The sequence below is a fragment of the Burkholderia sp. B21-005 genome, from assembly GCF_020843965.1.
In the GTDB taxonomy this organism is placed as follows: Bacteria; Pseudomonadota; Gammaproteobacteria; order Burkholderiales; family Burkholderiaceae; genus Burkholderia; species Burkholderia ambifaria.
Window position 1 is genome coordinate 218,772 of sequence record NZ_CP086301.1, and the last position, 14,933, is coordinate 233,704.

Consider the following 14,933-nt stretch of genomic DNA (forward strand, 5'->3'; position numbering starts at 1 on the left):
TTCTAGAACTTTTTTAGAAAGGAGGGCGTGATGAACGCCATTATCGATTCGCAAGCTTCCAAGGATTACGTCGTCGCCGACATGGCGCTTGCCGGCTGGGGCCGCAAGGAACTGAACATCGCCGAGACCGAAATGCCCGGCCTCGTGCAGATCCGCGACGAATACAAGGCGCAGCAGCCGCTGAAGGGCGCGCGCATCGCGGGCTCGCTGCACATGACGATCCAGACCGGCGTGCTGATCGAGACGCTGAAGGCGCTCGGCGCCGATGTCCGCTGGGCGTCGTGCAACATCTTCTCGACGCAGGACCACGCCGCTGCCGCGATCGTCGAAGCCGGCACGCCGGTGTTCGCGTTCAAGGGCGAGTCGCTCGACGAATACTGGGAGTTCTCGCACCGCATCTTCGAATGGCCGAACGGCGAATTCGCGAACATGATCCTGGACGACGGCGGCGACGCAACGCTGCTGCTGATCCTCGGTTCGAAGGCCGAGAAGGATCGTTCGGTGATCGCGAAGCCGACCAACGAGGAAGAAGTCGCGCTGTACAAGTCGATCGCGAAGCACCTCGACGCCGACCCGACCTGGTACTCGACGCGCCTCGCGCACATCAAGGGCGTGACCGAAGAAACCACGACCGGCGTGCACCGCCTGTACCAGATGGAAAAGGACGGCCGCCTGCCGTTCCCGGCGTTCAACGTGAACGACTCGGTCACGAAGTCGAAGTTCGACAACCTGTACGGCTGCCGTGAATCGCTCGTCGACGGCATCAAGCGCGCGACCGACGTGATGATCGCGGGCAAGGTCGCGGTCGTCGCGGGCTACGGCGACGTGGGCAAGGGCTGCGCGCAGTCGCTGCGCGGCCTGGGCGCCACCGTGTGGATCACGGAAATCGATCCGATCTGCGCGCTGCAGGCGGCGATGGAAGGCTACCGCGTCGTGACGATGGAATACGCGGCCGACAAGGCCGACATCTTCGTGACGGCGACCGGCAACTACCACGTGATCAACCACGATCACATGAAGGCGATGCGCCACAACGCGATCGTCTGCAACATCGGCCACTTCGACTCGGAAATCGACGTCGCGTCGACCCGCCAGTACCAGTGGGAAAACATCAAGCCGCAGGTCGACCACATCATCTTCCCGGACGGCAAGCGCGTGATCCTGCTGGCCGAAGGCCGCCTCGTGAACCTCGGCTGCGCGACCGGCCACCCGTCGTTCGTGATGTCGAACTCGTTCGCGAACCAGACGCTCGCGCAGATCGAGCTGTTCGTGCGCGGCGCCGAGTACGAGAACAAGGTGTACGTGCTGCCGAAGCATCTCGATGAAAAGGTGGCGCGCCTGCACCTCGCGCGCATCGGCGCGAACCTGTCCGTGCTGTCGGACGAGCAGGCTTCGTACATCGGCGTGCAGAAGGACGGCCCGTTCAAGCCGAACCACTACCGCTACTGATGCGCCGCCGCCGTGCCGTGCGCGTCCCGCTTCGGGCGTGCGCGGCATCGCGGCATGGTGCCGGATCGCCGGCCGTCGCGCCGTGCCCGCGGGCACGCGTGGCGGCCGGCGGCGGCCACTGACCGTACAGATCGACAATCGAACCGGAGCCCTCCATGAGCGTCATCCTCACCTGGGTCATCAACGCCCTCGCGCTGCTGATCATAACGTACCTCGTGCCGTCGATCCACATCAAGAGCTTCGGCACCGCGCTGATCATCGCGGTCGTGCTCGGCCTGATCAACACGGTGATCCGTCCGGTGCTGATCCTGCTGACGCTGCCCGTCACGATCGTCACGCTCGGGGTGTTCATCCTCGTCGTGAACGCGCTGTGCTTCTGGTTCGCGTCGTCGCTGCTCAAGGGGTTCGAGGTGTCGGGTTTCTGGTCCGCGTTCTTCGGTTCGATCCTGTACAGCATCGTGTCGTGGCTGCTGTCCGCGCTGATCTTCGGGCAGCGCGACATCGGCTGACGGCCGGGCCCACTCTTGCGAATCATGAAACCGATCGAACTCTCGTTTGAATTCTTCCCGCCGAAGACGGCGGAAGGCGTCGAGAAGCTGCGCGCGACGCGTGCGCAGCTGCTGCCGCTGAAGCCGAAATTCGTCTCCGTGACGTTCGGCGCCGGCGGCTCGACGCAGCAGGGCACGCTCGACACCGTGCTCGACATGCAGAAGGACGGCCTCGAAGCCGCGCCGCACCTGTCGTGCATCGGCTCGTCGCGCGCCGACCTGCGCGCGATCCTCGACCAGTACCGCTCGCACGGCATCCGCCACATCGTCGCGCTGCGCGGCGACCTGCCGTCGGGGATGGGCGCGGTCGGCGAGCTCCGCTATGCGTCGGAACTCGTCAGCTTCATCCGCGCCGAGCATGGCGACTGGTTCCACATCGAAGTCGCCGGCTATCCGGAGTACCACCCGCAAGCGCGCTCGCCGAAGGCCGATCTCGAGAATTTCGCGCGCAAGGTGAAGGCCGGCGCGAATTCCGCGATCACGCAGTACTTCTTCAACGCCGACGCGTATTTCCGCTTCGTCGACGATGCGCGCAAGCTGGGTGTGGATGTGCCGATCGTGCCGGGCATCATGCCGATCACGAACTTCACGCAACTGATGCGCTTCTCGGAAATGTGCGGCGCGGAAGTGCCGCGCTGGGTCGCGCGCCGGCTCGAGAGCTTCGGTGACGATCGCGACGCGATCCGTGCGTTCGGCGCGGACGTCGTCACGAACCTGTGCCAGCGCCTGGTCGACGCGGGCGTGCCGGGGCTGCACTTCTATACGCTGAACGCGGCGTCCGCGACGCAGACCATCTGCGAACGGCTCGCCCTGTAAGCGCCATCGCGCGGTTGCATGCCAGAAAGCCCCGCCGGCCAACACCGGCGGGGTTTTTTTTCGCCGCCGGCCGAGCGCGGTGGCAATCGTGCTTATGTCAGCGCCGCGCCTGCATCAACGGCGGGCGCCGGTCGAACCACGGCCGCGCCTGTTCGAGCTGACGTGCGAGCTTCAGCAGCAATGCATCGTCGGTGTGGCGCGCGACGAATTGCGCGCCGATCGGCAGCCCGCGCGCATTCCAGTAGAGCGGCACCGACATCGCCGGCTGGCCCGTCAGGTTGAACAGCTCGGTGCAGCCGGCCCACGCGAACGCCTTCTCCGACGACTTCGCCAGCATTTCCCGCAGCAGCGGCTTCACCGGCAGCGCGCCGAGCAGCTTCATCTGCGCGGCTTCGAGCGGCGTCGGCTGCAACGCGCCGATCTTGACCGGCGGCCCCGCGAGCGTCGCGCACAGGACCACGTCGTAGCGCGACACGAGGCCCGCGACCTGCACGGTGAGCTGGCGCTGCCATTCGAGCACGTCCGGCAGCCGTGCGCGGGCGACGCGCCGCCCGACCACGGCCATTGCCCACGTTGCCGGTTCGAATTCGGCGCGCTTCGGCGTGCGTCCGGTCAGCGTGCGCGCGCCGAGCACCAGCTCCTCGGCAATCGTCGCCCACAGCGTGAGAAAGGTCTCGGCCGCGCGCGCATAGTCGATGTGCAGCGTCGCCGGTTCGACGTGATGGCCGAGCGATTCGACGAGCGCCGCTGCGTCGTCGAGCGCGGCGCGCGTGTCGTCGTCGAGCGCCGGGGCGAGCATCGGGTCGGCGATGAGGCCGATCCGCAGCGGGCCGGGCGGCGTGTCGAGCGCGCCGAGAAAGGTGCCGGGCGCGCCGGGCGGCAGCGTCTGGTCGGTCGTCACGTCGAGCAGCAGCGCGCTATCGCGCACGCTGCGCGACACCGCGTGCTGGACCACCAGCTCGCCGTTCGACGGCAGGTCGACCAGCATCGGGTTGCGGCTCGGCTTCAGGCCGAACAGCCCGCAGCACGACGCGGGGATCCGGATCGAGCCGCCGCCGTCGGACGCATGCGCGAGCGGCACGATGCCGGCCGCGACGGCGGCTGCCGCGCCGCCGCTCGAGCCGCCGGGCGTGTGATCGAGGTTCCACGGATTGCGGCACGCGCCGAACAGTTCGGGTTCGGTGTACGGCATCTGGCCGATTTCCGACGTGTTGGTCTTGCCGAACACGTTGAGCCCCGCCGCGCGGCTGCGCGCGATCAGCGGCGAATCGTCGGCGGGAACGAAGTAGCGGTAGTGCCGGCTGCCCATCGACAGCGGCAGGCCGGCGACCGCCGCGCCGAGATCCTTGACGAGATACGGGACGCCCGCGAACGGCGCGTCCGTGCCGGCGCCGACGGCCGACTCCGTCCGCTTGCGCGCGGCCTCGTAGTCCTGCAGCACGATCGCGTTGACCGCGCCGTTTACCGCTTCGGCCTGACCGATCGCGGCGTCGAGCAGCTCGCGCGGGCTCGCCTTGCGTTCGCGTACGAGCGCGGCGAGGCCGATCGCGTCATGCGCGAGATAGTCCGAGTGCATCGCTGTCACCCCCGTTGTGACCTGTGGCGATGAAAGGAGGATAACGCGGGCCCGGCGTGCCGGGCCCGTTACCGGCCGGGCCGCCCTTTACAGATGCTCGGCGAGGAACGTCAGCGTGCGGCCGTGCGCGAGGGCCGACGCGCGCTGGTTGTACGACGCGCGGTCCGTGCAGTTGAAGCCGTGCTCGGCGCCCGGGTACACATGGAACGAGGCGTTGTCGCGGCCCGCGAACGCGCCCTTCACCTGTTCGACGGCGTCGAGCGGGATCCCGTGGTCGTTCTCCGCGTAGTGGAACAGGATCGGCTGCGTGACCTTGCCGGCGAGGTCGAGCGCATTCTGGATGCCGCCGCCGTAATAGGCGACCGCCGCATCGACGTTGCCGGCAGCGGCCACGCGGTACGCGAGCTGGCCACCGAAGCAGTAGCCGATCGCGGCCACCTTGCCGGCGACTTCGGGGCGTGCGCGCAATGCGTCGGCGGCTGCGCCGATGTCCGCGACCGCGAGGCCGACGTCGGTCTTCTTCATCAGCTCGATGCCTTTGTCGCGATCGGCGCCTTCGTAGGTCAGCTCGACGCGCGGCTGCGTGCGCCAGAACACGTCCGGCGCGAGCGCGACGAAGCCGTCGGCCGCGTACTGATCGGCGACCGCGCGGATGTGCGCGTTCACGCCGAAGATCTCCTGGATGATGATGACGGCGGGGCCCTTGCCGCGCTTGGGCAGCGCGAGATAGCCGCCGAAGCTGTCGTTACCGGTCGGGATGTCGATCCATTGGGCAGTCACGTTTGAACTCCTGGCGAACGGGCGCGCGACACGCGCGCCGCGGATGGAAAAAGGGGCGGCCTAGTGTGCCACCAATCCTGTGGCGCTGCAGCGCGCGCAAGCGCTTGCTTGCCGGGTGTTAGCGCTGGTCGGAGCCGCGCCCGAACCTGCTTCTCGTGCAGCGATCGTTTTGATCTCGATTATTCATTTTTCGGCGGTGCGCGGCTTCGATAGAGTCGATGTGTCAGCCTTTACAAAGCGCTTTCGCGCGTCGTCATCGAAGGATTCGCCATGTCCGCCCGTGCATTTTCCACCCCGTTTTCCGAACGCTTCGGCCTGCGCCTGCCGCTCGTGCAGGCGCCGATGGTTGGCGCCACCACGGCCGCGATGGTCGCGGCCGCGTCCAATGCCGGCGCGCTCGGCAGCCTCGGCGCCGGCGCGTTCGCGCCGGAGCGTCTCGCGACCGAAGTTGACGCGATTCGCGCGGCGACCGCGCGGCCGTTCGCCGTGAACCTGTTCGTGTTGTCCGAGGTCGCGCCCGATGCGGCGAGCGTCACTCGCGCGCTCGCCGCGATCGATCCGCTGAATGCGGAACTTGGCCTGCCGTCCGGCACCGCGCCCGCGCGCTACGCCCCCGACTTCCGGGCACAGCTCGATGCGCTCGTCGCGCTGCGGGTGCCGGTCGCGAGCTTCACGTTCGGCGTGCTCGACGCGGCCGATGTCGCGCGCCTGAAGGCGGCCGGTACCTACGTGATCGGCACCGCGACGCACGTCGCCGAAGGGCTCGCGTGGCAGGCGGCCGGCGCCGACGCGCTGTCCGCGCAGGGCGCCGAAGCCGGCGGCCATCGCGGCACCTTCATCGGCTCGGCCGACGATGCGCTGATCGGCACGCTCGCGCTGGTGCCGCAGCTCGTCGACGCGACCGGCCTGCCCGTGCTCGCCGCGGGCGGCATCATGGACGGCCGCGGGATCGCCGCCGCGCTCGCGCTCGGCGCGCAGGCCGCGCAACTCGGCACCGCGTTCCTGACGTGCGCGGAAAGCGCGATCGCGGCGGACTGGAAGGCGCGGCTGCTCGCGAGCGCCGATACGTCGACGCAGGTCACGCGCGCGATCACCGGGCGTCATGCGCGCGGATTGCGCAACACGCTGATGGCGCGGCTCGGCGAACGCGTGGCCGATGCCGCACCGTATCCGGTGCAGAACGCGCTGACGCAGCCGCTGCGCCAGGCCGCCGCGCGCGCGAACGACGGCGACTACCTGTCGCTGTGGGCCGGGCAGGGCGCGCCGCTCGCACGGCGGCGCGACGCCGCGCTGACGACGTCGCAACTCGTCGACGCACTCGACGCCGAATGGCGTGCAATCGCCGTATGAATGGGTCGACTGCCGTGTGACCGGTGCGTGTCGGCGCCTCTATCGCGTGAAGAAAACGCGCGTGCTGTCACGCGCGTTTCATTCAATGATCCCGTGCACAAAATACCGAATCGAAATGACACGGGAATGCTTTAAATCCCCCTTCCATCCGGCCGTCCGTAATTAGCGGAAACCCTTATCAGGCGGGGCTTCCGGAGTATTCGAGTAGTCATTCCAAAGCGCCCGTATCGGTAGTGTTACCACTACCCCAAAAAAGTCCCACAAATTAATTTGATCACCTACACTTGCGCGCAAGTACGGACGGGGGGCCGCTAAAAGCGGTTGTCTTTACGTGCTTGAGGCCAAGTGCATGAACGATGCAACCGGCGAATCGTCCAGTGATGCAAACACAGGGATGGCAGCGGGGCACCGGGCGATGGCGTTTTATTGGGACCGAAACTGGAGACTTACATGAATATCAAGATGCAAAAGCTGCTGCCGATCACCGCCGCGGCGATGCTGTGCGTTGCAGCTGCAAGCAACGCGGCCGCCGATCAAGTCGTCAAGATCGGCCACGTCGCGCCCTTGACGGGCGGCATTGCACACCTGGGGAAGGACAACGAAAACGGTGCACGTCTCGCAGTCGAGGAGATCAACGCCAAGGGTCTCACGATCGGCGGCCAGAAAATCACGCTGCAACTCGATGCGCAGGATGACGCGGCCGACCCGCGCCAGGCCACGCAGGTTGCGCAGAAGCTCGTCGACGACAAGGTCGTCGCGGTGGTCGGCCACCTGAACTCGGGCACGTCGATCCCGGCCTCGAAGATCTACAGCGATTCGGGCATCGTGCAGATCTCGCCGTCGGCGACTAACCCGGCTTACACGCAGCAGGGCTTCAAGACCACGTATCGCGTGGTGGCGACCGATGCGCAGCAGGGTCCGGCACTCGCGAACTACGCGCACTCGAAGGGCATCAAGAGCGTCGCGGTGGTCGATGACTCGACCGCATACGGCCAGGGTCTCGCGAACGAGTTCGAGAAGAAGGCGAAGGCGCTCGGCCTGAAGGTGGTGTCGCACGACGCGACCAACGACAAGGCGGTCGACTTCCGCGCGATTCTGACCAAGATCAAGGGCGAGAATCCGGACGCGATCATGTACGGCGGCATGGACGCCACCGGCGGCCCGTTCGCGAAACAGGCGAAGCAGCTCGGCCTGCGCGCGAAGATCTTCGCGGGCGACGGCGTGTGCACGGAGAAGCTGGCCGACCTGGCCGGCGATGCGACCGACAACGTCGTGTGCTCGGAAGCTGGTGCATCGCTCGAGAAGATGCCGGGCGGCGGCGCGTTCAAGGCGAAGTACGAGAAGCGTTTCGGCCAGCCGATCCAGATCTACGCACCGTTCACGTATGACGCCGTGTACATCATCGCCGACGCGATGAAGCGCTCGAACTCGACGGACCCGGCGAAGATCCTCGCCGCGATGCCGGCGACGAACTACACGGGCGTGATCGGCACGACGACCTTCGACGCGAAGGGTGACCTGCGTCACGGCGTGATCTCGCTGTACAACTACAAGAGCGGCAAGAAGACGCTGCTCGACGAAGTGAAGATGTAAGCTGACAAGCGGTCGACAGAAGGGGTGAAGGCGCGCCCGCGGCAACGCGGGCGCGCTTTCTTTTTGGCGGGCTCGCGGCAGGCGGCGTGCCCGCCGTGCGCTCAGATCTTCAGATGCGCGAGTACCTTCGGCGCGATCACCGCGACGAGCGCCGCGCACAGCGCGACGACCGACAGGCCGACCGTCAGGTTCGCGGTTTGCGCGACCGCGCCGATCACGACCGGACCGAACAGCAATCCGAAGTACGCGAGCCCGGCCACGTGCGCGAGACCTTCGGCCGCGTGGATGCCTTTCACGCGCGCGGCGGCGGCGAACAGCACGGGCATCATGTTCGCGAGGCCGAGGCCCATCAGGGTGAAGCCCGTCAGCACGGCGATCGGGTTCGGCAGCAGCAGCGCGCCGATCATCCCGGCGCACGCGAGCGACGCGCTCGCGAACACGAGCTGCGGCGCGCCGAACCGCGCGCGCACCGCGTCGCCCGCGAAACGCGCGATCGCCATTCCGCCGGAGAACGCCGCATACGCGGCGCTTGCGAGCGCGGGGCTCGCCGCGACCACGTCGCGCATGTAGACCGTCGCCCAGTCGTACATCGCGCCTTCGGCGATCAGCGCAACCAAGGCGATGCCGCCGAGCATCCACAGCGCGGCCGAGCGCCAGCGGTTGCCGCCGCCGTGCGCGTGCTCGTGATGCGGGACGTGCGGGAGCACGGCCGGGCTCGCGGCCAGCAGCACCGCCGCGTTGATGGCTGCCGCGAGCGCGAGATGCACCGCCGGCGCCATGCCGGCCGACAGCAGCGCGCCGCCGACCGCCGCCCCCGACATCCCGCCGATGCTGAACATCCCGTGCAGCGACGACATGATCGGCTTGCCGAGCGCGATCTCGACCGCGCTCGCCTCGGCGTTCATCGCGACGTCGAGCGTCGCCATCGAGAAGCCGAACAGCGCGAGCACGACGAGCAGCATCCAGTAGTCGGGCACGACGAGGATCAGCGCCGCGCACGCGGACATCACGAGCCCGCCGCCGAGGCACGCGGTGCGCGAGCCGACCCGCGCGATCCAGCGCGCGATCGTCAGCATCGCGGCGATCGAGCCGCCCGCGACCGCGAACAGCGCGATCGACAGCAGCCCGGGGCTCAACGCGAACTTGTCGCGTACGGTCGGCACATGCACGCCCCACGACGCGTACATCATGCCGGCGACGAAGAACAGCGCCATCGTGGCCGTGCGTGCGCGCTGGCGGACCGGCAAAGCCAGCGTGCGATGCACGTCGGGCGGCGCGGCGAAGTCGGACGAGGATCGGGAGGAAGATTCGGACATGGAATACGCTTGAATGGACGATGCGCGGGCGCGTCGCGCCCATCGGATTTGTCCGATTCTATCGAATCGCTTACGGTCTTGCCGGCGCGCTGGCTGTCTGGTCGATCGCCGCCCACGCCACCCACGCTGCCCACGCCACCTGCGCCACCTGCGCCACCCACGCCACCCACGCCACCCACGCCACCCACGCCACCCACGCCACCCACGCCACCCACGCCACCCACGCCACCACGCCACCCACGCCACCCACGCCACCCACGCCACCCACGCCACCTGCGCGGGCCGCATCAGCCATCCGGCCAATGTCCAGCCGGCCGCCGCCGCGGGTAACATCGATGCGCAGGCGGCGTGTCCGAAGCTTGCCCGTGCTGCGCGCCTTCGCCATCCTTGCCCGCCCAGTCCTTCCGATCGCAGGAGTCACCGTGAACATCGATCCCGCCCTTGCCCTGCACCTGCTGCACCGCTGCGCACTCGGCACGCTCGCGACCCACGCGCGCGACCCGCAAGGTTTTCCGTATCCGACGGTCGTGCCGTTCGCACCCGATGCGAATCATCGGCCCGTGATCCTCGTGAGCGGCCTCGCCGAACACACGCGCAACCTCGCCGCCGATCCGCGCGCGGGCTTTCTCGTCGTCGACGCGCCGGGCGGCGACGTGCTGAACGCCGAGCGCGCGACGCTGCTCGGCCGCTTCGTGCCGCTCGGCGACGATCCGCATGTCGCCGCGCGCTACACGCGCTACGAGCCCGACGCCGCGCGCTACCTCGCGCTCGGCGATTTCGCGTTCTGGGCGCTCGACATCGAGCGGCTACGCTATATCGGTGGGTTCGGCCGGATGGGCTGGGTGGACGGCACGGGCCTCGATGCGCTGCCGCCGCTCGGGTTCGACGACGAGCGGGCATTGTGGGACGCATACGACTCGAGCGGCGCGCGCCGCGACGGGCTCGACCTGCTCGGCGTCGACCGCCACGGCGCCGACTGGCGCTGCGACGGCCGCCGCGTGCGCACGCCATTCGATCCGCTGCCGGGCGACGCCAGCGCGTTGCGCGAGCGGTTGATGGCATGCGCGGAGGATGTGACGTGACGCCGCGGATGCCGCTTCGTCTGTATGGCGAATAGCACCATACGATTTACACAAACCTGTCGCGGGATGAAAGCTTTGATTTTCCCACATGCAGGGTAATTGCGTATGTTGATAGGCCTATTACCGGAATCGGTAATGTCCTAATCTCTATGCAAGCGCATGAAAATTTGAGAAAAGGCCGTTGCCGGTCAAAATGACATGCGTGAATTACAATTGGTCTCGGGATTTTCGTGAATCCCGCTTCTATCAAATCTTTTTTGTGCTAATCTCTGCCTTCGAAAATCCGAGGCACAAATATTCCATGAATGGTGAGCTGGCTCAGACCGGCGCCATTAGTCATATAGAAAGGGAAACTATGTCTTCTTACAAGGACCTGCTGGCCCAGCGGGAGAAGCTGGAGAAGCAAATCGAAGAAGCGAAGTCGCGCGAATACGCCGAAGTGCTGAATGACGTGAAGCAGAAAATTGCCGACTACGGCTTTTCGCTCGCCGAACTCGGCCTCAACCGCGCGAAGGCAGGCAAGGTCGGTCGCCCGCGCGCAGGCGTGGCAGCCAAGTACCGCGATCCGGAAACGGGCGCGACGTGGTCGGGCCGCGGCAAGCCGCCGCGCTGGATCGCCGGCAAGAACCGCGAACAGTTCACGATTTAAACGTCCGTTTAAGTCGTCGCCTCAAAAAGAGCCGCGTGTCCGTCCAGGAGCGCGGCTTTTTGTATTGTGGCATCGGAGTGGTTGCGCGTTGTCATGAAAATGTCAGAAACGGCGCGTGAATGAAAATGCGACCCGTTCGCATAAGCGACTGATTTAAATGGAAAATTTCGCGTTACTCGAATGCCGCGCGGGCGCCGTTTGATAGAATTCCGTATCCCAACCGATATCTCGTATTTCATGTCCACGTTTTCTGGCGACGCGCAAAGCGCGGATAAGCACACGGTCGCGCGCAAGAGCACCCTCGTCAGTATTGTGCTGAATGTGGTGCTTGCAACGTTTCAGATCGCCGTGGGTGTGGTTGCGCATTCGCAGGCATTGATTGCCGATGGCGTGCATTCGATTTCCGATTTGATCTCGGATTTTGTCGTACTGGTTGCGAATCGCCACAGTGGTGCATCGCCGGATGCCGATCACAATTACGGACACAGCCGCTACGAGACGGTCGCATCGCTGTTCCTCGGCGCGATCCTGATCGCGGTCGGCATCGGCATGCTCTGGCGCGCCGGCAACCGTCTCGTGAACCTCGAGAACATCCCGGCCGTCCATTTCTCCGCACTGATCGTCGCGCTGACCGTGCTCGTGTCGAAAGAGGCGCTGTTCCGCTACATGCTGCGCGAGGCGCGGCGCGTGCGGTCGGCGATGCTCGTCGCGAACGCGTGGCATGCGCGCTCGGACGCCGCATCGTCGCTCGTCGTGGCGATCGGCATCATCGGCAGCCTCGCCGGCGTGCGGCTGCTCGACCCGATCGCCGCCGCGATCGTCGGCTTCATGGTCGCGCGCATGGGCTGGACGTTCGGCTATGACGCGTTGCAGGACCTGTCGGATCGCGCACTCGACACCTCCGCTTCGGCCGAGATCCGCGCGCTGCTCGTGGCCACGCCGGGCGTGCGCGACGTGCACGACCTGCGCACGCGCAAGATGGGCGATGCGGCGCTCGTCGACGCGCACATCCTCGTCGATCCGATGATCTCCGTATCCGAAGGGCACTACATCGCGGAAACCGCGCGGGCGCGCGTGCTGCGCGACCCGCGCGTGCTCGACGCGCTGATCCACGTCGACCCCGAGAACGACGCAGCGCGCCGTCCGGCGCTCGCGCTGCCGCCGCGCGCCGAGATCGCGACGCGGCTCGAGGCCGCGCTTGCGCAGCGCGGGCTGCGTCCGGCCGCGATCAACCTGCACTACCTGAGTACGGGACTCGAGATCGACGTGACGCTGGACGCCGGCACAGACGATACCGACGCGGCGCTCGCCGGTCGGCTCGATGTCGAGGCGCTCAAGCGCCAGTTCGGCGCGCGCCGGATCGGTTTCACGCGCGGGCTGCCCGCGCAGCCGTGAGCGGCGCAGGCGGCCGCGGGCCGCGCGTTACAGCGGCAACTGCGTGTCGAACTTGATTTCGCGCAGCACGACACTCGTGCGCACCTGCGACACGGCCGGGATCTTGAAGATCCGTTCGTGCAGGAAGACGTCGTAGGCCTTGATATCGGGCGCGACGATCTTGAGGATGTAATCGGCTTCGCCCGTCGTGCTGTAGCACTCGGTGACTTCCGGGCAGGTCGCGATTTCGCGCTCGAACTGCTCGACGCCGCCTTCGTTGTGGCGGGTCAGGTGCACGTGCGCGAGCGCACATACGTGCAGGCCGAGCTTCTCGCGATCGAGCAGCGCGGTGTAGCGCTGGATCACGCCGGACTGTTCCATGTCCTTGATGCGGCGCCAGCACGGCGTGCTCGACAGGCCGACCTGGTCGGAGATTTCCTGTACGGAACGGCGCGCGTCGAGCTGCAACAGGCGAAGGATTTTTTGCGAAAAGGAATCGAGCGTCACCTGCGCCTCCATGCGGCAGCTACAACATGCTCAATGTTAGAGGGCCGGGAAAGGAAAGGCAATCTGGCGGCGTGCCGCTGAGCGAGATTCTCTAATTTGCGCGCGGATCCGTGGGATTTTGTCCCGCCCCCGCCTGTTCCGACCGGTCGGTATCGGCCACCGCGAGGCCCGCGAGCGCTGCCTGCTGACGGCGCAGGTCGGCGAGCATGTTGCAGAACAGCGTGCCTTGCTCGATCGCGTCGTCGAGCGCGACGTGCGTATGCGGATGATCGTCGAACCAGTGCTTCGGAAAGCGCGGCTTGATCGCCTTGCGGTACGGCAGGCCCGTCATCGCGAACGCGAGCGTCTTGATGTCGAGCGCCGACCACGAGAACGGGCAGCGTCCGGTGAAGCGCATCATGTACCAGAACATGAACGTGAAATCGAAGCCGGCCGGCATCGCGACGAACACCGGCTTGCCCGGCAGCGCCTCGACCCACTCGACGTACGCGACGAGCGCGGCCTCGGGCGCCTGCAGGTCGCGCCGGCACGCGGCCCACGCTTGCGGTTCGGTCTTCCACCACGCTTCCTGCACTGGATGGGCCTGGGCGCCGGGCAGCGTCTCGAGGTTCGCGGAGAACGTCGCGATCAGCTGCTTGTCCTCGGTATAGGCGGCCGACGCGAAGCTCAGCATCGAGTGCGGGCCGGGAATCGGGCCGTCGGCCTCGACGTCGGTGCTGACGTAGATTTCGGGAATGGCGGTCTGGTTCATCCGAACACCTTGTCGGACACGAACGGATTCGTGCGGCGCTCGTCGCCGAAGGTCGACACCGGGCCGTGGCCCGGCACGAACGTGACATCGTCGCCGAGCGGCCACAGCTTCTCCTTGATCGAGCGCACGAGGTCCGCATGGTTGCCGCGCGGGAAATCGGTGCGGCCGATCGAGCCGGCGAACAGCACGTCGCCGACGATCGCGACGCGATGCGCGCGGCTGAAGAACACGACGTGGCCGGGCGTGTGGCCCGGGCAGTGATAGACCTCGAGCGTCTCGTCGCCGACCTGCACGGTGTCGCCATCGTTCAGCCAGTGGTCCGGCTCGAACGTTTCGGCGGCCGGGAAGCCGAAGCGCTGGCTCTGCATCGGCAGTTGCTCGATCCAGAAGCGCTCGTCTTCCTGCGGCCCGACGATCGGCACGCCGTAGTGCGTCGCGAGTGCCTTCGCGCCCCCGCAGTGATCGATGTGGCCGTGCGTGAGCAGCACCTTCTCGACCTGCACGTTCTGCCGCGCGATCTCCTGTTCGATCCGTTCGAGATCGCCGCCCGGATCGACGACGGCGGCGCGGCCGGTCTTTTCGCAGACGACGAGCGAGCAGTTCTGCTGGAACGGCGTGACCGGAATGAGCGTGACTTTCATGGAGGCACCGGCGGCTAAAAGGAGCGATTGTACCGGTCGCGCGCGCTGCCTGCCGGCCCTGCGGCGCAGCGTCGGACGCGCTCGTCCGGGCAATCCCCGAGCATGCCGATTGTTACCGCCATAGTGAGAATCAATGGTCCGGGCGGGGGCCTTTTCGAGATGACCTTTTGATTTATGTATAATGCGGCCCATTGCGCGTGAATTTCACGCAATTCGCTGGTGTTTCGGCCCCGTTAAATGAGGGCGTCGGATTCACCGTCAAGCATCGACCGCCGGGGAGTTCGGCGGTGTATCCAGCACCGAGCATTCGGTGCTCACGTCTTGTCCGGCCGGGTGCTGCGCGCCCGTCTGCGGCCTTGCTGCCGCGCCGCCGGATGAGGCCTGTGCCGCCGTTCCTGTGCGTTGGCTGTACGCGACGCGCGCGAACGTGAAAGCCATGTTCGATGGCGGCATGTGGGGTCTGGTCAGGCTGCCGGGGACAGGTTGCGCCAGACGTGAAAA

Annotated in this window: 14 protein-coding genes; 8 read left to right on the top strand and 6 right to left on the bottom strand. The window is 66.7% G+C overall.

The window, feature by feature from the left end; all coding sequences use genetic code 11:
* Positions 1-30: 30 nt before the first annotated feature.
* The 3 genes from ahcY to metF all read left to right on the top strand — a co-directional run bounded on the left by ahcY (position 31) and on the right by metF (position 2,813).
* The gene (gene ahcY / locus LMA02_RS00950; protein ID WP_105786836.1) at positions 31-1,449 is read left to right on the top strand and encodes an adenosylhomocysteinase; all 1,419 of its coding nucleotides are present in this window, start codon (positions 31-33) and stop codon (positions 1,447-1,449) included.
* A 155-nt stretch (positions 1,450-1,604) separates the two neighbouring features.
* Positions 1,605-1,958, top strand: a complete 354-nt coding sequence (locus LMA02_RS00955) for a phage holin family protein (protein WP_006477367.1) — start codon at positions 1,605-1,607, stop codon at positions 1,956-1,958.
* Positions 1,959-1,982: 24 nt separating this feature from the next.
* Entirely contained in the window at positions 1,983-2,813 is an 831-nt protein-coding gene (gene metF / locus LMA02_RS00960) for a methylenetetrahydrofolate reductase [NAD(P)H] (RefSeq protein ID WP_166726096.1), read from the top strand.
* Positions 2,814-2,910: 97 nt separating this feature from the next.
* Here the strand turns inward: metF and LMA02_RS00965 are convergent, their stop codons facing one another.
* Both LMA02_RS00965 and LMA02_RS00970 read right to left on the bottom strand, forming a co-directional pair.
* On the bottom strand, positions 2,911-4,389 hold the full coding sequence (locus LMA02_RS00965) for an amidase (protein ID WP_228906479.1): 1,479 nt from the start codon (positions 4,387-4,389) through the stop codon (positions 2,911-2,913).
* An 87-nt stretch (positions 4,390-4,476) separates the two neighbouring features.
* The gene (locus LMA02_RS00970; RefSeq protein ID WP_228906481.1) at positions 4,477-5,169 is read right to left on the bottom strand and encodes a dienelactone hydrolase family protein; all 693 of its coding nucleotides are present in this window, start codon (positions 5,167-5,169) and stop codon (positions 4,477-4,479) included.
* Between the two features lie 270 nt (positions 5,170-5,439).
* On the opposite strand from LMA02_RS00970, the gene LMA02_RS00975 reads away from it, so the two are divergent.
* Together LMA02_RS00975 and LMA02_RS00980 are read left to right on the top strand one after the other, a co-directional pair.
* The gene (locus LMA02_RS00975) at positions 5,440-6,519 is read left to right on the top strand and encodes an NAD(P)H-dependent flavin oxidoreductase (protein WP_228906483.1); all 1,080 of its coding nucleotides are present in this window, start codon (positions 5,440-5,442) and stop codon (positions 6,517-6,519) included.
* Positions 6,520-6,969: 450 nt separating this feature from the next.
* Positions 6,970-8,112, top strand: a complete 1,143-nt coding sequence (locus tag LMA02_RS00980; RefSeq protein ID WP_228906485.1) for a branched-chain amino acid ABC transporter substrate-binding protein — start codon at positions 6,970-6,972, stop codon at positions 8,110-8,112.
* A 101-nt stretch (positions 8,113-8,213) separates the two neighbouring features.
* Here the strand turns inward: LMA02_RS00980 and LMA02_RS00985 are convergent, their stop codons facing one another.
* Positions 8,214-9,428 (bottom strand): MFS transporter, encoded by a 1,215-nt coding sequence (locus tag LMA02_RS00985; protein ID WP_228906487.1) that lies wholly within the window; start codon positions 9,426-9,428, stop codon positions 8,214-8,216.
* Between the two features lie 422 nt (positions 9,429-9,850).
* On the opposite strand from LMA02_RS00985, the gene LMA02_RS00990 reads away from it, so the two are divergent.
* The 3 genes from LMA02_RS00990 to LMA02_RS01000 all read left to right on the top strand — a co-directional run bounded on the left by LMA02_RS00990 (position 9,851) and on the right by LMA02_RS01000 (position 12,554).
* The gene (locus LMA02_RS00990) at positions 9,851-10,510 is read left to right on the top strand and encodes a HugZ family protein (RefSeq protein WP_228906489.1); all 660 of its coding nucleotides are present in this window, start codon (positions 9,851-9,853) and stop codon (positions 10,508-10,510) included.
* Positions 10,511-10,865: 355 nt separating this feature from the next.
* Complete coding sequence (locus LMA02_RS00995; protein WP_011655705.1) at positions 10,866-11,159, top strand: H-NS family nucleoid-associated regulatory protein; 294 nt, start codon at positions 10,866-10,868, stop codon at positions 11,157-11,159.
* 237 nt (positions 11,160-11,396) lie between these two features.
* Positions 11,397-12,554 (top strand): cation diffusion facilitator family transporter, encoded by a 1,158-nt coding sequence (locus tag LMA02_RS01000; protein ID WP_228906491.1) that lies wholly within the window; start codon positions 11,397-11,399, stop codon positions 12,552-12,554.
* Between the two features lie 27 nt (positions 12,555-12,581).
* On the opposite strand, the gene LMA02_RS01005 is transcribed toward LMA02_RS01000, so the two are convergent.
* From LMA02_RS01005 to LMA02_RS01015, 3 genes are all read right to left on the bottom strand, one after another.
* On the bottom strand, positions 12,582-13,052 hold the full coding sequence (locus LMA02_RS01005) for an Lrp/AsnC family transcriptional regulator (protein ID WP_006477376.1): 471 nt from the start codon (positions 13,050-13,052) through the stop codon (positions 12,582-12,584).
* A gap of 79 nt (positions 13,053-13,131) precedes the next feature.
* Positions 13,132-13,791: an exonuclease gene (locus LMA02_RS01010; protein WP_006760444.1), complete on the bottom strand. Its 660-nt coding sequence runs from the start codon at positions 13,789-13,791 to the stop codon at positions 13,132-13,134.
* The gene (locus LMA02_RS01015) at positions 13,788-14,432 is read right to left on the bottom strand and encodes an MBL fold metallo-hydrolase (RefSeq protein ID WP_166723902.1); all 645 of its coding nucleotides are present in this window, start codon (positions 14,430-14,432) and stop codon (positions 13,788-13,790) included. Before LMA02_RS01015 ends, LMA02_RS01010 begins: the two co-directional genes overlap by 4 nt.
* Positions 14,433-14,933 lie beyond the last annotated feature (501 nt).